This is a genomic window from Rhodococcus indonesiensis, from assembly GCF_047782815.1.
Taxonomy (GTDB): Bacteria; Actinomycetota; Actinomycetes; order Mycobacteriales; family Mycobacteriaceae; genus Rhodococcus; species Rhodococcus indonesiensis.
Map to the genome: position 1 here is coordinate 4,558,260 of NZ_CP180630.1, position 19,078 is coordinate 4,577,337.

The 19,078-nt window shown below is 71.4% G+C and carries 19 protein-coding genes; 4 read left to right on the top strand and 15 right to left on the bottom strand.

Annotation, left to right across the window (positions count from 1 at the left end; translation table 11 throughout):
* The first annotated feature begins 18 nt into the window (after positions 1-18).
* Together ACM26Y_RS20800 and ACM26Y_RS20805 are read left to right on the top strand one after the other, a co-directional pair.
* Entirely contained in the window at positions 19-369 is a 351-nt protein-coding gene (locus ACM26Y_RS20800) for a hypothetical protein (RefSeq protein WP_416061817.1), read from the top strand.
* A gap of 104 nt (positions 370-473) precedes the next feature.
* Positions 474-1,310 (top strand): mycofactocin-coupled SDR family oxidoreductase, encoded by an 837-nt coding sequence (locus tag ACM26Y_RS20805; RefSeq protein ID WP_416061818.1) that lies wholly within the window; start codon positions 474-476, stop codon positions 1,308-1,310.
* Between the two features lie 63 nt (positions 1,311-1,373).
* On the opposite strand, the gene ACM26Y_RS20810 is transcribed toward ACM26Y_RS20805, so the two are convergent.
* The gene (locus ACM26Y_RS20810; RefSeq protein WP_416061819.1) at positions 1,374-2,135 is read right to left on the bottom strand and encodes an SDR family NAD(P)-dependent oxidoreductase; all 762 of its coding nucleotides are present in this window, start codon (positions 2,133-2,135) and stop codon (positions 1,374-1,376) included.
* A gap of 173 nt (positions 2,136-2,308) precedes the next feature.
* Between ACM26Y_RS20810 and ACM26Y_RS20815 the strand changes: the two genes are divergently transcribed.
* The gene (locus ACM26Y_RS20815; protein WP_003934691.1) at positions 2,309-3,085 is read left to right on the top strand and encodes an SDR family oxidoreductase; all 777 of its coding nucleotides are present in this window, start codon (positions 2,309-2,311) and stop codon (positions 3,083-3,085) included.
* Positions 3,086-3,128: 43 nt separating this feature from the next.
* Here ACM26Y_RS20815 and ACM26Y_RS20820 read toward each other — a convergent pair whose 3' ends face one another.
* The 10 genes from ACM26Y_RS20820 to ACM26Y_RS20865 form a co-directional block, all read right to left on the bottom strand.
* On the bottom strand, positions 3,129-3,941 hold the full coding sequence (locus ACM26Y_RS20820; protein WP_371382232.1) for a MaoC/PaaZ C-terminal domain-containing protein: 813 nt from the start codon (positions 3,939-3,941) through the stop codon (positions 3,129-3,131).
* 17 nt (positions 3,942-3,958) lie between these two features.
* Positions 3,959-5,134, bottom strand: a complete 1,176-nt coding sequence (locus ACM26Y_RS20825) for a lipid-transfer protein (RefSeq protein ID WP_268965719.1) — start codon at positions 5,132-5,134, stop codon at positions 3,959-3,961.
* Entirely contained in the window at positions 5,131-5,571 is a 441-nt protein-coding gene (locus ACM26Y_RS20830; protein WP_003934694.1) for a MaoC family dehydratase, read from the bottom strand. Before ACM26Y_RS20830 ends, ACM26Y_RS20825 begins: the two co-directional genes overlap by 4 nt.
* Entirely contained in the window at positions 5,568-6,680 is a 1,113-nt protein-coding gene (locus ACM26Y_RS20835) for an acyl-CoA dehydrogenase family protein (protein ID WP_416061820.1), read from the bottom strand. The genes ACM26Y_RS20830 and ACM26Y_RS20835 overlap by 4 nt, the downstream gene beginning before the upstream one ends.
* Positions 6,681-7,625, bottom strand: a complete 945-nt coding sequence (locus ACM26Y_RS20840) for a bifunctional MaoC family dehydratase N-terminal/OB-fold nucleic acid binding domain-containing protein (RefSeq protein ID WP_054371277.1) — start codon at positions 7,623-7,625, stop codon at positions 6,681-6,683. It lies immediately after the preceding gene.
* A complete protein-coding gene (locus ACM26Y_RS20845) occupies positions 7,622-8,788 on the bottom strand; it encodes an acyl-CoA dehydrogenase family protein (RefSeq protein WP_289380113.1) in 1,167 nt (388 codons plus the stop codon). The genes ACM26Y_RS20840 and ACM26Y_RS20845 overlap by 4 nt, the downstream gene beginning before the upstream one ends.
* Before the next feature lie 99 nt (positions 8,789-8,887).
* Positions 8,888-9,772 carry an LLM class F420-dependent oxidoreductase gene (locus ACM26Y_RS20850; RefSeq protein ID WP_416061821.1) on the bottom strand — a complete coding sequence of 295 codons (885 nt, stop codon included), beginning with the start codon at positions 9,770-9,772 and terminating at the stop codon, positions 8,888-8,890.
* Positions 9,769-10,635, bottom strand: a complete 867-nt coding sequence (locus ACM26Y_RS20855) for an SDR family NAD(P)-dependent oxidoreductase (RefSeq protein ID WP_416061822.1) — start codon at positions 10,633-10,635, stop codon at positions 9,769-9,771. The genes ACM26Y_RS20850 and ACM26Y_RS20855 overlap by 4 nt, the downstream gene beginning before the upstream one ends.
* Positions 10,636-10,639: 4 nt before the next feature.
* Positions 10,640-12,343 (bottom strand): AMP-binding protein, encoded by a 1,704-nt coding sequence (locus ACM26Y_RS20860; protein ID WP_416061823.1) that lies wholly within the window; start codon positions 12,341-12,343, stop codon positions 10,640-10,642.
* Positions 12,344-12,357: 14 nt separating this feature from the next.
* On the bottom strand, positions 12,358-13,551 hold the full coding sequence (locus ACM26Y_RS20865) for an NADH:flavin oxidoreductase (RefSeq protein ID WP_416061824.1): 1,194 nt from the start codon (positions 13,549-13,551) through the stop codon (positions 12,358-12,360).
* A 218-nt stretch (positions 13,552-13,769) separates the two neighbouring features.
* On the opposite strand from ACM26Y_RS20865, the gene ACM26Y_RS20870 reads away from it, so the two are divergent.
* Entirely contained in the window at positions 13,770-15,434 is a 1,665-nt protein-coding gene (locus tag ACM26Y_RS20870) for a class I adenylate-forming enzyme family protein (protein WP_416061825.1), read from the top strand.
* Between the two features lie 68 nt (positions 15,435-15,502).
* On the opposite strand, the gene ACM26Y_RS20875 is transcribed toward ACM26Y_RS20870, so the two are convergent.
* The 4 genes from ACM26Y_RS20875 to ACM26Y_RS20890 all read right to left on the bottom strand — a co-directional run bounded on the left by ACM26Y_RS20875 (position 15,503) and on the right by ACM26Y_RS20890 (position 19,077).
* Complete coding sequence (locus ACM26Y_RS20875; protein WP_416061826.1) at positions 15,503-16,552, bottom strand: biosynthetic peptidoglycan transglycosylase; 1,050 nt, start codon at positions 16,550-16,552, stop codon at positions 15,503-15,505.
* Between the two features lie 206 nt (positions 16,553-16,758).
* Positions 16,759-17,547 carry an SDR family NAD(P)-dependent oxidoreductase gene (locus ACM26Y_RS20880; protein WP_289380127.1) on the bottom strand — a complete coding sequence of 263 codons (789 nt, stop codon included), beginning with the start codon at positions 17,545-17,547 and terminating at the stop codon, positions 16,759-16,761.
* Between the two features lie 10 nt (positions 17,548-17,557).
* Positions 17,558-18,208: a PaaI family thioesterase gene (locus ACM26Y_RS20885; RefSeq protein WP_003934705.1), complete on the bottom strand. Its 651-nt coding sequence runs from the start codon at positions 18,206-18,208 to the stop codon at positions 17,558-17,560.
* The gene (locus tag ACM26Y_RS20890) at positions 18,205-19,077 is read right to left on the bottom strand and encodes a MaoC/PaaZ C-terminal domain-containing protein (protein ID WP_003934706.1); all 873 of its coding nucleotides are present in this window, start codon (positions 19,075-19,077) and stop codon (positions 18,205-18,207) included. The genes ACM26Y_RS20885 and ACM26Y_RS20890 overlap by 4 nt, the downstream gene beginning before the upstream one ends.
* Between the last annotated feature and the right edge of the window lies 1 nt (position 19,078).

Sequence of the window (19,078 nt, forward strand, 5' to 3'; positions counted from 1 at the left end):
TGTGGAGAACGGACGACCATGCACAACCCCGAGTCGGTGGACCCCCTCGCGGCCACCCAGCCCATCGCCAGGCTGCTCGCCCCGAGCGAGCCGGCCGCGGCACCCGCGTCGCGTCCTGCCGCCCCGCCCCCGATCTCCGGTGCCGAGGTCCGGCGCGTCAAACGGCTCACCTACGGTGACGAGCCCCGCGGGCGCTCGTGGCGGCCGGATCTGTGGACGGTCGTCGGCGTGCTGGCCGTGCTGCTGGCGGTCGCGTTCGTCGTCGTCGCGGTGCTCGTCTCGGGGAACCGGTCGCAACCGTCGTACCGGCCCGGTTATGCACCGTCGGGCATGGGCGCTGCGTCCGTGCCCGTCGCGGCCGTCGCGTGAGGACCCGCGACCTGCTCTCCTCCCGCTGAGCGGGATCGCCGGAGTGTCGACGCCCTCCCGGGGCAGCAGCATCGACCTGCTGACCGAGTAGGAGGAGTGAATCGATGAGTGAGTTCGAAGGCCGGGTCGCGCTGATCACGGGCGGGGCACGCGGACAGGGACGCAGCCACGCGGTGGCGCTGGCCGAGCGCGGCGCCGACATCGTGCTGTGCGACCGGTGTGCCGACAGCCCCGTGGTGCCGTACCCGCTGGCCACCGAGGCCGACCTGGAGGAGACGGCGGAGGCGGTGCGCGCCACCGGGCGCCGGTGCCTCACCGCGAAGCTGGACAGCGCGGACCGCCCGGCGATGGACGAACTGGTCGCGCAGGCGCACGCCGAGTTCGGCCGGATCGACATCGCGGTGGCGAACGCCGGAGTGTCGGTCGCCGCCCCGGTCCAGTCGATGACCGAGGCGCAGTGGGCCGAGGCGATCGGATCGAACCTGACCGGGGTGTTCAACACGGTCGGGGCAGTGGCGCCCGGCATGGTCGAGCGGGGCTACGGCCGGATCGTGACGATCTCGTCGATGCTCGGGCGCGCGGGCAACACCAACATGGCGGCGTACAGCGCGTCGAAGTGGGGCGTGATCGGGTTGACCAAGAGCGCCGCGCTGGATCTGGCTCCGCACGGGATCACGGTGAACGCGATCGCGCCCGGGAACATCTCGACGCCGATGATCCACAACGACTTCCTCTACGGTCTGATGCGCCCGGATCTCGAGCACCCCGGCGCCGACGACGTGGCGCCGGTCTTCCAGAGCCTGCACGCGCAGCCGGTGCCGTGGCTCGACCCCGAGGAGATCACCCGCGTGGTGCTGTTCTTCGCCGCCGAGGCGAGTGCCCACATCAGCGGCACCGTGCTGCCGGTCGACGCCGGCAACGCGGGCCGGGTGACCGCATAGGCGCCTCCGGCGCCGGTGCGTCCTTCGGGCTGCCAGGGCAGCCCGAAGGACGCACCGGGGGCGTCAGCCCCAGCGGGACTGGCCGCCGTCGAGGGGGATGGTCGCGCCGGTGAGGTAGCCGGCGTCCTCGCCGACGAGGAAGACGACGGCCCGGCCGATGTCGGTTTCGGGGTCGCCGATGCGGCGCAGGGGGATTCCGGCGCGGAACTCCTCGGCCTCCTCGGGGTTGCGTTCCATCCAGCGCTCGAGTCCCGGCGACAGCGCGTGGGGGGCAATGGCGTTGACGCGGATGCCGTCGACGCCCCACTCGCACGCCGCGGCACGGGTCAGCGACCGCATGCCCTCCTTGATCGACCCGTAGACGCCGTAGTTGCTCGCGTCCCACCGGACCGCCGCCGAGGTGACGAGGTTGACGATCGATCCGCCCCCGCGTTCCTTCATCACCGGGTAGCAGGCCCGCATGAGCCGCAGCGTCGCGAGCGGGCCGGTGGCGAAGGAGCGCTCGAACTCGTCGTCGGTGAACGACAGCAGCGGTCCGGGCCGGCAGTTGTTGGCGTTGTTGACCAGAATGTCCACGCCGCCGAAGTGCTCGACGGTGCGCTGGACCGCCGCGTCGACGTCGTCTGGGTTGCTGACGTCGCAGCGCACGGCGAGCGCCTTGCCGCCGAGCTCCTCGATCGCCTCGGCCGTCGAAACCACCTTGGATTCGGTGCGGCCGGCCGCCGCGATCCGCACGCCCTCCTTGGCGAGGGCGAGGGCGATGCCCCGGCCGATCCCCTGCCCCGCGCCCGTGATGAGCGCGACCTTGCCGTCCAGCTTGCTCATGTGTCCTGCTCCGGTTCTCTCGCCACTTCGGAAGTCCCGGTGTGTCCCAGGCTTCCCGTCCACTATCCTTGACCAAGCACTTGCTTGTCTATGCCGGTTTCCCTGTTCTTCCGCGAAAAACGTCGGACGGCAAGCAGTCTCGAACCGATCCGAACTCGCAGAAAGGTAGCCACGTGCACCTTCCCAATCCTGCCGACCACACCGGGCGCGCCGTGATCGTCACCGGCGGCACCAAAGGCATCGGCTTCGTCGTCGCCGAGCACTTCCTCGCCGCCGGCGCCGACGTCCTGGTCTGCGCCCGCAACGAACCCGAGACGCTGCCCTCGGTCGACGGCCGCAGCGCCGCGTTCCGGGCCGTCGACGTGCGCGACCCGGCCGACGTCGCCGGCCTCGTCGACGACACCGTCGCCCGGTTCGGCCGGCTCGACGTGCTCGTCAACAACGCCGGCGGGTCGCCGGACGCCGACGCCGCCACCGTCTCCCCGCGTTTCGTGGAGAAGATCGTCGCACTGAACCTGCTCGCCCCGTTCTACGCCGCGCAGGCGGCGAACCGGGTGATGCAGGAACAGCCCGAGGGCGGCGCGATCGTCAACATCGGCAGCGTCTCGGCGCACGACCCGCAGCCCGGCACCGCCGCCTACACCGCCGCCAAGGCCGGCCTGCTGGGCCTGACGAAGGCTCTCGCCCTCGAATGGGCCCCGAAGGTGCGGGTCAACCACATCACCACCGGCCTGATCCGCACCGAGGCTGCCGCGTCGGTGTACGGCGACGACGGCGGCGCCGCCGTGACCCGGACCCTGCCGATGGAGCGGATGGCGGTCCCGTCGGACATCGCCCGGGCCTGCCTGTTCCTCGGCAGCGACCTCGCCGCCTACGTCAACGGCGCCGACCTCGCCGTCCACGGCGGCGGCGAGTTCCCGGCCCGGTACATGGCCCTGCACGGGAAGTGACCCGGCGCGGATCGGTGCCCGGATGCCGGGCACCGATCCCGCCTCACGCGAACGACGCCCGCGCCCCCGAGATCACGGCCCGCCCGTCCCCGACCACCTCGAACGACACGTCGTCGCGGCCACCCCAGGCCCGCAGCTCGGCGACGTCGCCGGGGAACACCGGCGCCGCGAAGCGGCCCTGCAGCGTGGCGAGATCCGCCGGATGCGCACCGACGAGCCGCGCCAGCGGCAGCGTCGCCGCCGCGAGCGTGCACAGCCCGTGCATGATCGGACGCGGTTGCCCGATCCGCGCGGCCGCCTCCGGGTCGATGTGGATGTGGTGCCGGTCGCCGGTGAGCCGGTAGAGCGCGGCCTGGTTGGCGGCGGTGACCAGCGAGGCGGTCAGCTCCGGCTCACCCTGCGGGCCCGCCGGCTTCGACGGACCGCGCTCGCCGCCGAATCCGCCCGCGCCGGGCGCGAAGATCGACCAGGTCGCGACGAAGTACTCGCACTCGACCCGGACCTCGAACACGGCCGCGGCACCCTTGTCCCACACCTCGCCCACCGACGCCCGCAACTCCACCTCACCGCGGCGCGGCAGCGGAGCCAGCACGGTCAGCTCCTGCGAACCGTGCAGTGCGGTGCCGGTGTCGAACGCACCGCGCGAGCCCAGCTCGTCCGGCGCCCACTGGGCCAGGGTCAGCGCGAACGTCGGCAGCACCCGCAGCCGGTCCTCGAGCACCAGGTCCAGGTCGGTGGCCGGCTGGGCACCGACGGCGAGCGCGTACAGGATCGCGTCGCGCTCGTCGTAACTCACCGTGCGGGTGCCCAGGTCGGCACCGCGCCACGCCCCGGCCTTCTGCTCCACTGCCGTCATGTCGTGTCCTTCCGGGTTCAGGCCGCGCCGAGGATCAGGCCGGAGGTGGGAACCGCGGTTCCCGCCGTCACCAGCACGTTCTCGACGCCGTCGGGTTGGTTGGTGGAGGTGCCGCGCAGCAGCCGCACCGCTTCGGCGATGCCGTTGACGCCGTGCAGATACGCCTCGCCGACCTGCCCGCCGTGGGTGTTGGACGGCAACCGGCCGCCGAGCTCGAGGTTGCCCTCGCGGATGAAGTCCTTCGCCTCGCCGGGGCGGCAGAAGCCGAGTTCCTCGAGCTGCGGCAGCACCAGCGGGGTGAAGTGGTCGTAGAGGATCGCGGCGTCGATCTCGTCCGGGCTCAGGCCGCTCTGCGCGTAGAGCTGCCGGCCGACCAGGCCCATCTCCGGGATGCCGGTGATGTCCGGCCGGTAGTAGCTGGTCATCATGTGCTGGTCCTTGCCGGACCCCTGCGCGGCGCCCTTGACGAGGACCGGCGTGTGCTGCAGGTCCCGGGCCCGCTCGGCGGAGACGACGACGAGCGCCTGCCCGCCGTCGGTTTCCTGGCAGCAGTCGAGCAGGTGCAGCGGCTCGGCGATCCACCGCGAGTTCTGGTGATCCTCGAGCGTGATGGGCTTGCCGTAGAACCACGCCGCCGGGTTGTTCGCGGCGTGCTTGCGGGCGACGACGGCCACCCGGCCGAAATCCTCACTCGTGGCCCCGTACTGGTGCATGTACCGGCGGGCGAACATCGCGACCCACTGGGCGGGAGTCGCCAGCCCCTGCGGCGTCAGCCATGCGTAGGCCGCGCGGTCGGCGGTCGAATCCATCGGCCGGTCGTGCTGGCCGAGACCGAACCGGACCCCGGAACGTTCGTTGAACGCGCGGTAGACCACGACGACCTCGGCGACGCCCGTCGCGACGGCCATCGCGGCCTGCTGCACCGTCGCGCAGGCCGCCCCGCCGCCGTACCCGATGCGGGAGAAGAACTTCAGCTCCCCGAGCCCGCAGTTGCGGGCGACGAGGATCTCGCCGTTGGTCTCCATCGTGTAGGTGGCCAGGCCGTCGACCTCGGACGGGTCGATGCCGGCATCGGCGAGCGCCGCGACGATCGCCTCGCACGCGAGCTGCAGCTCGGAACGGCCGGACTTCTTCGAGAACTCGGTGGCGCCGATGCCGACGATCGCGGCGGCACCGGAGAGCGGACTGGTCATCGGGTTCCTCCCGGCCGGTCGGTGAAGGCGATCGTGACGGTGCCGGTGGCGTGATCGCCGAGGCTGTTGGCCCCGCGGACCCGGACCTCGACGAGCCCGTCGGACTTGCCGACCACCTCACCGGTCATCGTCATGGTGTCGCCGGGGTAGTTCGGCGCGCCCAGGCGGATCTTCACCCGCCGCACCACGGCGCACGGACCGGCCCAGTCCGTGACGAACCGGCCCACCAGGCCGTTGCTGGTGAGGATGTTCATGAACACGTCCTTCGATCCGCGCTCACGGGCGAGTTCGGGATCGTGGTGGACGTCCTGGAAGTCGCGGGTCGCGAGGGCGGTCGCGACGATCAGGGTGCGGGTGAGCGGGATCGCGAGTTCGGGCAGCACCTCGCCGATCTCGATGTCGTCGTAGCTGCGGTCCGTGGACACGGTGGCGGTCATGCGACCACCTCGACCCCGGCGGCGAGCTGGGCGCCCAGCCGTGCCAGGTCCGACGCGGACCCGCCGAGAGTGGCGCCGATCTGCTTGCCCCACAACAGGTGCCGGTGCACCGGATAGTCGGTGTCGACCCCCATGCCGCCGTGCACGTGCGTCGTGCGGTGCACGACGCGCTGGCCGCCGTCGGTGGCCCACCACTTGGCGACGAGCACCGACGTACCCGGATCCACGCCCTCGGCGAGCAGCCAGGCCGCCTGCCACAGCGTCACCCGCATGGCCTCGAGGTCGATGTAGCAGTCGGCGAGCTGATGGCCCACCGCCTGGAACGTCGCGAGCGGACGCCCGAACTGCATGCGCCCGTTGAGGTAGGTGACGGCCTGCTCGACCGCCCCCGCACCGACACCGAGCTGCAGGGCGGCAAGTGCGAGCTCGACGCGGTCGAGCAACCACTGCACCGCGGTGCCGTCGGCCGGGCCGAGCAGCTCCGCGGACGCCCCGTCGAACGTGACGTTGCCGCAGATCTCCCACGTGGTGGACTGCGTCTGCTCCACGGAGACACCGTCACCGGCAAGGTCGACGACGAACAGCGCGGCACCGGCCGGCGTCGTCGCCGACACGATCGCGCGCTCCGCGACGTGAGTGACCGGGACGACGGCCTTGGCGCCGCTCAGGTGCCACCGGCCGTCGGTCTCGGTCGCGGTGGTCGCCGGAGCACCGTCGACGTACGGGCCGAACTCCTCGAGCCCGATCGTCAGGAACCGGCTGCCGTCGGCGACACCGGGAACCAGAGCGGTGCGCTGCGCGTCGGTGCCGAACTCGACCACCGCCAGGGCGGCGAGCACGGACTGCCAGATCGGGACGGGCGCCACGTGCCGGCCCTGCTGCTCGAGCAGCACGTACAGCTCGGACAATCCGAGACCGCCGCCGCCGAGCTCCTCGGGCAGGGCGACGCCGAGCAGACCGGTGGTGGCGAGTTCGCGCCACAGCTCCCGGTCGACGCGCTCGTCGCCGAGCTCGACCTGCTTGACCCGGTCGATGCCGGCCTTGCCGGTGAAGACCTCGCGGGCGAGGCCGCGAATCGCTTCCTGCTCTTCGGTGAAGTTGAAATCCATCTACGCGTCCTCCCGTGCGGCCGGCCGGAACGCGGGCAGCGTCAAATCCGGGTCGGCGTCGATCCAGTCCAGTTCCACCGGCATGCCGATCTCCACCGCGTCCGGCGCGACACCGGTCATGTTCGCGATCAGGCGGGTGCCCTCCTCGAGTTCGATCGTCGCCACGACGAGCGGGTACTCGAAGCCGGGGATCTGCGGGTGGTGGTTGACCACGAAGCTGTAGACGGTGCCGCGGCCCGACGCGTCGACGGTGTCCCAGTCGAGCGAGCGGCACTGCCCGCACATCGGCCCGGTCGGGTGCCGCAGGGTGCCGCACGACGTGCAGCGCTGGATCACCAGGCGGTGCTCCTTCGCCGCCTCGAACCAGAAGGCGTTGTCGGCGTTGAGCGCCGGGCGCGGCCGCAGCCCCTTCGGCTTCGCCTGTCCCGCGTCCTTCGGCCGGAAACGCAGCGTGCGCCACCGCTGGGTGGCGACGACCTCGCCGGCGCCGTTGCGGTACGTCTTGAGTGTGGTCACGAAGTGCCCGGCGCCGAGGCCGGTCTTCTTCTCCTCCGAGATCGACTCGATCACCTCGGTGAGCGAGACCCGGTCGCCGGGACGCAACTCGGCGAAGAACTCGAAGTCCGAGTCGGTCGCGACGACGGAGGTGTACCCGGCGGCGTCGAGGGTGGCGATCAGGTCGGTCCACACCTGTGACGGGTCGTTGTTCGCCATCTTGTCGGTGAAGGTGCGCATCGTCCACACCTGTGTCATGAGCGCGGGTGCGACGGCACCGTCGCGCCCGGTGGCGCGGGCGGCCTCGTCGTCGAGGTAGATCGGGCTGGTGTCGCCCATCGTCTCGACCCAGTGCCGGATCATCGGGGTGTTGACCTCGTCCGGACCCCACGTCGTGGGGGTCAGGGTCTGCCCCTCGAACGCGCGCAGCGCGGTCAGCAGTTCGCTCACTTGACCCTCTTCTCCCGCACCAGGCCCAGGCCCATGGTGCCGACCATGTCGCGCAGGACCTCGTTGACGCCACCGCCGAACGTGTTGACCATGCCCTGCCGGGAGATCTGCTCGATCTGACCGGCCAGCACCGCGCCCGGCGACTCGGGCCGGATGCGACCGGCCGCGCCGAGGATGCCCAGCAGCGTCCGGTAGACGTCGACGTGCGTCTCGGTGCCGTACACCTTGGTGGCGCCGGCGTCCGCGCCGGAGAGGGTGTCGGCCGCGACGGCGGCGGTCATCTTCCAGTTCAGCAGCCGCATCGCCTCGAGCTTGGCGTGGGTGCGGGCGAATTCCTGCTGCACCCAGGGAATCTCGATGGTGCCGTTCTCGCGGGCCCAGTCCAGCACCTGATGCCACAGCCCGTAGGTGCGGCCGCCGATCGCGGCCAGGCCGATGCGCTCGTGGTTGAGCTGGGCGGTGATCAGCGGCCAGCCGCCGTTGATCTCCCCGACCACGTCCCGGTCGGGGACGCGGATGCCGCTGTAGTAGGTGGCGGTGACCGACAGGCCGCCGACGGTGTGGATCGGCGACCACGAGAACCCGGGCGCGTCGGTCGGCACCATGAGGATCGAGATCCCGCGGTGCTTGGGGGCGTCGGCGTCGGTGCGGCACGCCAGCCACACGTAGTCGGCCGTGTTGGCGCCCGAGGTGAAGATCTTGTTGCCGTCGACCACCCACTCGTCGCCGTCGCGCACCGCGCGGGTCTTCAGCGACGCCAGGTCGGTGCCGGCCTCCGGCTCGGTGTAGCCGATGGCGAAGACGATGTCGCCGGAGAGGATGCCGGGCAGGAAGCGGTCCTTCTGCTCCTGCGTGCCGTACTTCATCAGGGTGGGGCCGACCGTGTTGACGGTGACGAACGGGAACGGCAGGCCCGCGCGCTGCACCTCGTCGAAGAAGACGAACTGCTCCTCGATGGACCGGCCCTGCCCGCCGTACTCCGTGGGCCAGCCGATCCCCAACCAGCCGTCCTTGCCGAGCAGCGTGACGACCTCGCGGAAGTACTCGCCCCCCACTCCCTGCTCACCGGCGCGGCGACGCTTGTCCTCCGGCAGCAGCGACGCGAAGTAGGCGCGCAGCTCCTTCCTGAGCGCGACCTGCTCCGGGGATTCCTTCAGATCCATCGCGAATTCTCCTAGCGACCGAATGTCGTTGTGACCTCGGACGCTAGTCAGCGGGGCCGCCGCGCGGGCGAACCGTCTCGAACAGCGGGAACCGGCCGGTCACACCCGGCCGAGGCGTTCGGCGCAGGCGGCCATCTCGTCGACGACCCGGTCCAGCGTCCCAGCCTTCGGCGACGCCGACAGCACCATCCGCGTCGCCCCCAACGCGCGGGCCCGGTCGAGGCGGGCCTCGTCGAGCCGCGGCAGCGTCGCCCCGAGCACCAGTTCCACGGCGCCGGGATCGCGGCCGGCCGATTCGGCGGCGCGGCGCATCTGCCCGATCGCCCGATCGAGGTCCTCCCCGGCCAGGCCGAGGGGCTGAAATCCGTCGCCCAGGCGTCCGGCCCGCCGGGCCGCGGCGGCGCTGTGCCCGCCGATGTACAGCGGCACCCCGCTCTCGCAGTGCGGCTTCGGCCAGCTGTGGGCGCCACGGAAGGCGTAGAACTCGCCGTCGAAGTCCACGCCCGCCGGGTCGGTGCCGGCCCACAGGGTGCGCATCACCGCGATCGCCTCGTCGACGATCTTTCCGCGCCGGTCGAAGTCGCCGCCGCACGCCTCGATCTCCTCCCGCATCCAGCCCAGTCCCAGACAGATCCGGACGCGGCCGCGGGAGAGCCGGTCGAGGGTGGCCAGTCGCTTGGCCAGCACCACCGGATGGTGGTTGGGCAGCACCAGCACCCCGGTGGCGAGGCCGAGGTCGGTGGTGGCACCGGCGACGAACGACAACAGCTCGAGCGGGTCGGGCAGGTCGCAGTCGTCGGGCAGGTGGGACTTGCCGGTCGACGAGTACGGATACGCGCTGCCGGTGTTCGAGATCACCACGGAGTGCTCGACGGCGGAGATCTCGTCGAACCCCAGTTTTTCTGCGGCACGAGCGAATTCGAGGATCCTCTCGGGGTCCCCGCTGTGTCCCAGCTCGATCGGCACCACCACACCCAGCTTCACGTACGTCCGTCCTCTCGTGTCGCCGCTCCCCGAGCGGTCGTCTCCTCGATCAGCTTCGGCGCCCACACCACCTTGCCGAGCAGCCGGTCCGCGTCGGGCGCGGTCGCCAGCCACACCGCGGCGGCGGCGGGCACCGTCGCCGACACGGCCTCGAATCCGGCGTCCTCGACGGCGCGCGTGCCGCCCCGGGCCCGGCCCGCCTCGGTGACGACGAACCCGGGGCTCAGATTGAACGCCCGGATCCCGCGGGCGCGGTACTCGGCGTTGATCATCCCGGCGATCCGGGCGAACGCGGCCTTCGACGCCGCGTACGACAGGCCCCAGCCGCCCTCCCCCGGCGGGGCGGGCGGGTCGACCGCCGCCGACCCGGACACCAGATCGATCACCACACCGCTGCCGCGGTCGAGCATCGCCGGCAGCACCGTCTGGATCAACGCCACCTGGTGCAGGTAGTTGCCGTCGATCATGGCGGCGGCGTCGGCGAGGTCGATGTCGAGCAGCCGGTCCATGTTTCCCGCGGTCTGCGCGTAGGCGTTGGCGACCAGCACGTCGATCCGGCCCCACACGTCCAGGACGTGCCGGCCCGCGGCGCGCACCGATCCGACGTCGAGCAGGTCCATCGGGACGGGCAACGCCCGCACCCCGAGAGCCTCGATCTCCGCGGTGGTGGTCTCGAGGCTGCCGGGCACGGCGATGGGTTCGTCGCCGTCGCGGCGGCTCCGGGGCGGTACGGCGCCCTGTCCCTCGCGCACCGTGCGGGCGGTGACGGCGACGTCGAAGCCCGCACGGGCGAACGCGAGGGCGGTCTCGCGTCCGATGCCGCGGCTGGCGCCCGTGACGAGGGCGACGCGGGTGCCGGACACCGGGCTACACGCTCAGCAGCCGCTGCCGGCCGTGTGCGGCGAATTCCTCGTCCAAGGCAGACTTGTCGGCCTCGCTCATGGCGGTGTACTCCGGCGCGCCGCGTCCCACCCACCGGTAGACGGGTTCGGTGGTGTGCCAGCGCTGCGCCTGCAGCTCGCGCTTGAGGACCTTGTTCGAGCCGGTCACTGGCAGGTTCGTCGACACCCGCACGAACCGGGGAATCGCCTTCGAGCCGAGATCGGCTTGGCCGGTGAGGAATTCGGCGAACTCCACCGGGTCGAAGTCGGCGAGCGAGGCGACCTCGATCGCCGCCATCACCTGATCGCCCGAACGCGGGTCCGGCACCGCGTAGACACCGGTGGTCACGACCTTCGGGTGCCGGCGCAGGACCCGCTCGATCATCAGCGCCGAGGTGTTCTCGCCGTCGACCCGGATCCAGTCGCCCTTGCGGCCCGCGAAGTAGATGAAACCGGCCTCGTCGACGTAGCCGAGGTCGCCGGTCCAGTACCAGCCGTTGCGGATCCGCTCGGCGTCGGCGACGTCGTTCTTGTAGTAGCCCTCGAAGGCGCGGGCGCCCTCCTTGTTGATCATCTCGCCGATCGCCTCGTCCGGGTTGAGCACCCGGCCGTGCTCGTCGAGCACCGCACGGGCGCACTCGGCGAACGTGTCCGGATGCACCACCGCGATCCCGGCGTGCGCGGGCCGGCCGAGCGCGCCCTCCGGCGCCGCCGGATCGAGCCGGACCGACCCGGCGCCCTCGCTCGAGCCGTACCCCTCGTACAGCACCGCGCCGAACCGGCGCACGAACTCGGCCTTGTCCTCCGGCGAGGCCTCGGTGCCGAAGCCCCGCTCGAGCCGGTTGTCGGCGTCGTCGGGCTGTTCGGGGGTGGCCATCAGGTAGGCCAGGGCCTTGCCGACGTAGGTGAAGAACGTCGCGCCGAAGAACTTCACGTCGGGCAGGAACCCGGACGCGGAGAACTTGCGGGTCAGGCACACCGTCGCACCGTTGGCCAGGGCCGGCGCCCACAGCGCCATCAGCGCGTTGCCGTGGAACAGCGGCATGCAGCAGTAGTCCACGTCGTCGCGGTGGTGCCCGTACTTGGCGGTGTTGGCGTACGCGAGCCGCGACAACCGGCCCTGGGAGCACTTGACGGCCTTGGACCGGCCGGTGGTGCCGGAGGTGAACAGCAGCAGGAACAGGCTGTCCTCACCGACGCCGTCGGCGATGGCCGGCTCCGCTCGGTGCGCATCGATCCGCGCCGCATAACCGGGATCGTCGATCAGCAGGAAACGGTCCTCGTCGAGGCCCAGGGCGAGTCCGCGCAGCTTCGCCATCCCGGCGGTGTCGGTGACGATGAGCTGGCAGTCCACGTAGCGGATCTCGGCCTCGAGTTCCGCCGCGCCGCGTGTGGGATTGATGCCGACGACCGTCGCGCCCGCCAGGGCGGCCCCGCCGAGCCAGAACAGGAAGTCCGGGACGTTGTCGAGGAGGATGCCGATGTGGAACGGGGCGTCGACGCGCAGCGACCGCGCGAGTGCGCCACGCGCGGCGCTCTCGCGCACCACGGCGTCCCACGTCCAGTCCTGTTCCCGGGTCCGCAGGCCGAACCGGTCGTCGCCGACGCGGTCGAGCAGCATCTCGGCGATGGTGGCGCGCTGCACCCCCGTCTCCGTCGCGGCGGTACCGGGGTTCACGGTGCTCGTCATCGTCGCAGCTCCCTTCATGCCGTCCGGAGCACGCAGTGGGTGCCCCCGTAGATCGCGGTCATGCACTTGTTGCAGTGGTTGCACAGCGACGCGGCGGCCGCGTCCTCCTGCATGCGGTTGACGAGGTCCGGCTCGCGCAGCAGCGCCCGCGCGGCGGCGACGAACTGGAAGCCCTCGGCCATCGCCTCGTCGATGATCGCCCGGCCGGTGATGCCGCCGAGCAGCACCAGCGGCATCTTCAGCTGCGACCGGAACTGCTTGGCGTCTTCGAGCAGGTAGCCGTCGCGGTAGGGGTACTCACGCAGGAAGTGCTTGCCCACCAGCTGGATTCCCAGCTTCGTCGGCTGCGGCATCACGGCGGCGAAGTCGCGCAGCGGCGCGTCGCCCTTGAACAGGTACATCGGATTGAGCAGCGAGCTGCCGGCGGTCAGCTCGAGGGCGTCGAGCGAGCCGTCGGCCTCGAGCCACTTGGCGACCTGGATCGACTCGTCGAGCCAGAAGCCGCCGGGCACACCGTCGTCCATGTTGAGCTTGGCGAGGATCGCGATCTTGTCGCCGACGGCGTCACGGACGGCACGGGCGGCCTCCCGCGCGAAGCGGGCGCGGTTCTCCAGCGACCCGCCGTACTCGTCCTTGCGCTTGTTGATCTTCGGGCTCAGGAACGAGCTGATCAGGTAGTTGTGCCCGAAGTGGATCTCGACGGCGTCGAAGCCGGCCTCGACGGCGCGGCGCGCGGCCTCGGCGTGTCCCTCGGTGATGCGGGCGATGTCCGCCTTGGTGGCGGGCTTGCTGAAGTTCTGGGTCGTCATGCGGAAGGCGCGGCTCGGCCCGAGGGCCGGGGTGCCGAGGTACTTCGCGGCGGCGACCGGACCGGCGTGGCCGATCTGCGCGGAGACCGCGGCGCCCTCGTTGTGGATCGCGTCGGTGAGCTTGCGCATGCCGGGCCGGGTCTCGTCGGTCCACTGCAGCTGGCCGGGGGCGGTCCGGCCGTCGGGTGCGACGGCGCAGTAGGCGACCGTCGTCATGCCGACGCCGCCGGCGGCGGGCCGGCGGTGGAACTCGATGAGCTCGTCGGTGACGAGCCCCTTCGGGGTCAGGCCCTCGAACGTGGCCGCCTTGATCACCCGGTTGCGCAGGGTCAGCGGGCCGATCTTCGCGGGGGCGAAGGGATCGATCCTCGTCGTCGGGGTATCGAGAAATGTGGACATGCGGTTGCTCCTCCGGCAGCGATTCTGCGCCGAACGTAGCCCCGGCTGTCGGGTGGATCACGGCAAGTCTCGCTCAGTGGTAACCACTACCGCAGTGGCTGCCCGACGTGAGAAATTGCAGTGGTACGCCTCACACGCGGCCGCGGCCGGGGTGGGGTTCCAAGGTCTATCGCCGCAGGTGGCACGGTGTTCACGTGACACGAAGGAAAGGTCCCCGCATGACTGCGTCCGCAGATCCCCGGCTCTACCTCGACGAGGTCGTCTCCCGTCTGACCGGCCCGGGTGGCCGGTTCGAGATCGTCGAGGAAGAGGTGCTCGGCGCCTCGATGCCGGTGATGAAGAACCGTGGCAAGGCCGTGGGTGAGCTGCTCGCCGACTCCCTGCGCTGGGGGGACCGGGACTACCTCGTCACTGCCGACCGCCGGCTCTCGTTCGCCGAGCACGCCGCCGCCGCGTACTCCCTCGCCCAGGCGCTGCGCAGCGACTACGGCGTCGAGAAGGGCGATCGCGTCGCGATCCTGGCCGCGAACACCCCGGAATGGGTGATTACGTTCTGGGCGAGCCAGACGCTCGGCGCGATCACCGTCGGGCTCAATGGCTGGTGGGTGCCGCGGGAGATCGAGTACGGCCTCGGGCACAGTCGGCCGAAGATCCTCGTCGTCGATGCCAAGCGCGCCGAGGCTCTCGCGGACGTCGACACCACCGGGATCACGGTCCTGACGATGGAGGAGGATCTGCCCCGCCTGATCGCGCAGTACGCCGGGGCCGAGCCGCCGCACGTCGACATCGACGAGGACGACCCGTCCGTCATCCTCTACACCAGCGGCACCAGCGGCCGGCCCAAGGGCGCGCTGCACTCGCACCGCAACCTGCTGGCGGTCGTCGACTACCACCGGTTCAGCGACGCCCTGCTCGCGGCGTTCACCGGCCGGACCTACAGCGACGACGTCCCCAGCGACCTGCGGTACCTGCTCACCTCGCCGCTGTTCCACATCGCGAGCCTGCACAACCTGGTGATCCCGCGGCTGGCGACGGGCAGCGCGGTGATCATGCACCAGGGTTCGTTCGACGTGGACAAGGTGCTGAGCCTGATCGAACGCGAACGCGTCACCAACTGGGGCGCGGTGCCGACGATGGCGTCGCGGCTGCTCGAGCACGAGGGCCTCGACAAGTACGATCTGTCGTCGCTGACGGCGTTCGCGCTGGCGTCGGCACCGTCGTCGATCGCATTCAAGGACCGGCTGCGCGAGAAGGTGCCGTTCGCGCGCGACGCCCTCGTCGACAGCTACGGCCTCACCGAGTGCAGCACCGCCATCGCGGTCGCCAACTCGCAGGACCTCGAGGCGTTCCCCGGCACCCTGGGCCGGCCGATCATCACGGTGAGCCTCGAGATCCGCGACCCGTTCGGCGAATGGCTGCCGGACGGGGTCGAGGGCGAGGTGTGCGTGCGCAGCCCGTTCGTCATGCTCGGCTACTGGGAGGACGAGGAGGCCACGGCCGCGGCGATCACCCCGGACCGGTGGCTGCGCACCGGCGACTACGGCGTCATCGAGAACGGCCGGCTGCGCCTGACGGGCCGTCGCTCGGACCTGATCCTGCGCGGCGGCGAGAACGTCTATCCCACCGAGATCGAGCAGACCCTCGACGAGCATCCGGCCGTGCGCGAGTGTGCCGTGATCGGCGTCCCGCACCCCGACCTCGGCCAGGAGGTCGCGGCGGTCGTCGTCCTCGCCGACGGGGCGAGCGCGACGGAGGAGGAGCTGCGCGAGTACGCGGCCGAGCGCCTGTCGTACTTCAAGGTGCCCACACGCTGGCGGATCACGTCCGACCTGCTGCCCCGCAACGCGACGGGCAAGACGGTGCGCCGCGAGGTCAGCATCTAGTTGCGCGGGGCGGTGCTTCTTGCGCGCGTTCTCACGCGCGCAAGAAGCACCGCCGGTCGCGGATGCGGCTACCGCGACCGGGACACGAACCCGGGGTCCTCGACCGCCAGGCGCTGCCGCACCGGCTCGGGCATCGTCGAGCACGAGTCCGCACTCGGGCGGTCGTCGGCGTGGTCGGCGGCCGAATCCTCGATCCCCACCGACGCGACGATGTTCTCCCAGCCGCCCCAGCCGGCGAAGCGGGCGGGCAGATCGACGTTGGCGGCGCCGTTGATGTGGAACGCCGCGCTCGGGTACGGCGCGTCCGGCGGCGTGGCGACGCCCCCGCCGGGCAGGCGCACCACGTCCTCCGGATTGGGCAGCATGCCCGCGAGCTGCATCGCGTGGTACTGGTACATCTCCCACGGCGCGGTGTCGAAGTAGTACCAGCTGGCCGCGCACACCCCGTACAGGTCGGGACCGAACTGCGCGTAGTTCAGGTACAGCTCCATGATCCGGGCGTCGGGCAGGGTGGTGCTCAGCAGGATCGACGGCACCGTCTCGACGGCTTTGCGGATCGCGCTCTGGTCGGGGGTGAAGAACATGTTCTTCGCGAGTTGCTGCGGGATCGTCGAATACGTCTGCTGTGGCTCACCCGTCAGGTGGGCGACGGCACGGTCGGCATAGTCGCCCCAGTGGAATGCCTGCGCGCGAAGACCCATCTGGTCGTCCTCGTGCGCGATCACCGAGGCGACGACATAGCGGCTGACATGATCGAGCGAGACGTACTGGTAGGTGACCGGACCGTCGTCGATGCGCATGAACCGCGACGACGCCGGCGTCCACACCCGCAGCGACGCGGTGGCCGTCAGCGCGATCAGCACGAGCGCCGCGACCGCCGCCCCGGCCCACTTCGCGCGCGCAGGCCACGGGTTGCGCGGCGGCTGCGCCGGCAGCGGCGGCTGCCCGGGCCGGGCGACGGGTGGCCACGGCGGTTCGGGCCGACGGAATCCTGCGTATTCGGGCTCGCGGCGGGGCTGCGGCTCGGACCGGCGGGGCCACTGCACCGCGGAGCGCCACAGCCGGCGCGGCTTCGGGCCGCGGCCCTGCGGTTCGCGGCGCACCGGTGCCTCGGGCATCGCCGCCCAGGCGCGCAGACGGGCGGCGACACACCGGGTGCACCGGCCGTCGACCCGCCTCTCGAACGGACCCACGGTCCGGCCGCACGTGGTGCACCTGCCCGGCCTCATCGCTGCACACGCCTCCCGCTGGTCACCGACACGACCCCCTCATCTTCGTCGCCGACGGTCACGGGCCGGTCTCGGGGGGGTCGGGACCCGGATGCTCAGTCCACCCGCGGCGCCCACTGGACGCCGTTGATGTGCGCACCGCCGTCGACGAACAAGGTGTTGCCGGTGAGGTAACGCGCGGCGTCGCTCGCGAGGAACACCGCGACGGGCCCGATGTCGTCGAGCGGGTCACCGATGCGGCCCATCGGGTTGGCCTGCGCCGACGCCGCCGCCATCTGGGGGTCGGCTGCAGCCACCCGGCGGAACGCCTCGCTCTGCGCGCCCGGGCAGATCACGTTGCAGCAGATCTGCTTCGGCGCCCATTCCCGCGCCGCGGTGCGGGTGAGGGTGCGCAACGCCTCCTTGGCGGCGTTGTACTGCACGGAGTACATGTGCGCGTTGACGCCGTTGAGCGAGCACAGGTTGATCACCCGGCCGGTGCCGTGGCGCTCGAGTTCCGGGAGGGCGCGCTGCATCGCCCAGAACGCCGCCATCACGGCCGTATCGAATCCGGCGCGCAGCTGCTCGTCGGTCATGTTCTCGAAACGGGCGTACCCGGAGCCGCGCCAGGCGTTGTTGACGAGGACGTCGAGACGGCCGAACCGCTCGACCGCGCCGTCGACCGCGGCGTGGACCTGGTCCTTGTCGGTGACATCGGTGCGCACGAAGTGGGCACGCGCACCCCACTCGTCGCGCAGCCACCGGGCGGTGGCGTCGCCGGCCTGCTCGTCGATCTCGGCGACGAGGACGTCCGCGCCCTCCCGCGCGTACGCCGCAGCGATGCCGCGTCCGATGCCCATGCCGGCGCCGGTGACTACCGCGACGCGGCCGTCGAGTGCTCCCATGCGGACTCTCCTATCGGGGGCGCGGAACCGTCTTGTCGATGAAGAGTCCCTCCACCGAGACGCACAGCTGCCCGTCGGCCGTCGTGATGCTGCCGACGGTGCGGATCTTGCGGCCGTCGACGGAGACGAGCCGGCCGGTGATCACCAGCGGCTCGAACAGCGGCGTGGGCCGGTGGTAGTTCGTCTCGAGCTTCGCCGTCATCCCGGACTTGCCGCCCCACGCGTTGGCGACGCCGAGCACATGGTCGAGGATGAGCGCGGACACCCCGCCGTGGACGCACCCGGGCGGACCCTGGTACGGCATCGTCAGCGTGACCGTGCCCCGCACCGAGCCGTCCTCGAGCCCTTCGAGGACCAGCGGTGGGGCGATGGCGTTCTCGGGCCCGGTGACCGGGTCGTGCCGGGTGACGCCCTCGCCGTTCCACATGTCGATCAGTCGTTCGGCGACCTCCGGGGCGTGCTCCTCGAGGTGGTCGGCGATGCTGTTCAGCTCCTCGGCGACCCGGTCGAGGTTGGCGTTGCCGCGGTCGGTGCGCAGCATGGCGTCGACGACGCGGCGCGCGGCGGCGGTCGCCCGGTCCACCGGCGCGTCCTGCGGCGCCGAGGTCAGCACCGTGCCGTGGGCGTGGGTGGCGGCGGTGGGATGCGTGCCGACCTTCACGGACGCACCTCCATGACGGCGTGCGTGAGGACGGGGGCGCCGTCGCGCTCCGGGCAGGTGGCCAGCAACGTCAGCCGGTCACCGTCGCGCCAGACGGCGGTCTCGATGGTCTCGCCCGGGAACAGCGAGCCGGCGAACCGCACCGACCAGCTCCGCACCCGCGCCGGGTCGCCGTCGAGCAGACCGTCGACGACGGCCTTGCACACGATTCCGTAGGAGGCCAGACCGTGCAGGATCGGCCGGTCGAATCCGGCGGCCTGTGCGAATGCGGGCTCGGCGTGCAGCGGGTTCATGTCGCCGCTGAGCCGGTACAGCAGCGCCTGCCGGGTGCCGGTGGGCGAGACGAGGACGGTGTCGGCGTCGCGTTCGGGCACCGCGTGCGGCGTCTCCGGGCCGGGTTCGCCCCCGAAGCCGCCCTCGCCGCGGGCCCAGATCTGCATGCCGGTGGTCCACAGCGGTGCACCCTCAGGGGTGGCGGCGGACTGTTCGAGCACGATGACGGCGGCCTTGCCCTTGTCCCACACGTGGGCCACGCGCGACGAGATGTGCGCCGTCCCGGAGGCGGGGATGGGGGCGTGCAGCTGCAGCGACTGCCCGCCGTGCAGGATGCGTCGCAGGTCGATGTCGATGCCGGGCAGGTTCATGCCGGCCGGCTTCAGGGCGCCGGCCGAGATGCCCTGACCGGCCACCATCGCGAACGTCGGCAGCACCCGCAGGTCCTTCTCGTACACCCAGCGCAGCTCGGCCGGGTCGAGTCCGTCGCCGCCGGCACCGAGGCCGAGGTGATACAGCATGACGTCGCGGTCGGTCCAGACCGCTTCGCGCACAGTCGGTTCGGCGGACAGCGCGATCTTCGGGTCGATGGGCACG

Excerpts from the sequence above, each read along its gene's own strand:
- ACM26Y_RS20800 (WP_416061817.1), top strand. The coding sequence starts at position 19 with ATGCACAACCCCGAGTCGGTGGACCCCCTCGCGGCCACCCAGCCCATC.
- ACM26Y_RS20805 (WP_416061818.1), top strand. The coding sequence starts at position 474 with ATGAGTGAGTTCGAAGGCCGGGTCGCGCTGATCACGGGCGGGGCACGC.
- ACM26Y_RS20810 (WP_416061819.1), bottom strand. The coding sequence starts at position 2,135 with ATGAGCAAGCTGGACGGCAAGGTCGCGCTCATCACGGGCGCGGGGCAG.
- ACM26Y_RS20820 (WP_371382232.1), bottom strand. The coding sequence starts at position 3,941 with ATGACGGCAGTGGAGCAGAAGGCCGGGGCGTGGCGCGGTGCCGACCTG.
- ACM26Y_RS20825 (WP_268965719.1), bottom strand. The coding sequence starts at position 5,134 with ATGACCAGTCCGCTCTCCGGTGCCGCCGCGATCGTCGGCATCGGCGCC.
- ACM26Y_RS20830 (WP_003934694.1), bottom strand. The coding sequence starts at position 5,571 with ATGACCGCCACCGTGTCCACGGACCGCAGCTACGACGACATCGAGATC.
- ACM26Y_RS20835 (WP_416061820.1), bottom strand. The coding sequence starts at position 6,680 with ATGGATTTCAACTTCACCGAAGAGCAGGAAGCGATTCGCGGCCTCGCC.
- ACM26Y_RS20845 (WP_289380113.1), bottom strand. The coding sequence starts at position 8,788 with ATGGATCTGAAGGAATCCCCGGAGCAGGTCGCGCTCAGGAAGGAGCTG.
- ACM26Y_RS20860 (WP_416061823.1), bottom strand. The coding sequence starts at position 12,343 with ATGACGAGCACCGTGAACCCCGGTACCGCCGCGACGGAGACGGGGGTG.
- ACM26Y_RS20865 (WP_416061824.1), bottom strand. The coding sequence starts at position 13,551 with ATGTCCACATTTCTCGATACCCCGACGACGAGGATCGATCCCTTCGCC.
- ACM26Y_RS20870 (WP_416061825.1), top strand. The coding sequence starts at position 13,770 with ATGACTGCGTCCGCAGATCCCCGGCTCTACCTCGACGAGGTCGTCTCC.
- ACM26Y_RS20875 (WP_416061826.1), bottom strand. The coding sequence starts at position 16,552 with ATGCCCGAGGCACCGGTGCGCCGCGAACCGCAGGGCCGCGGCCCGAAG.
- ACM26Y_RS20880 (WP_289380127.1), bottom strand. The coding sequence starts at position 17,547 with ATGGGAGCACTCGACGGCCGCGTCGCGGTAGTCACCGGCGCCGGCATG.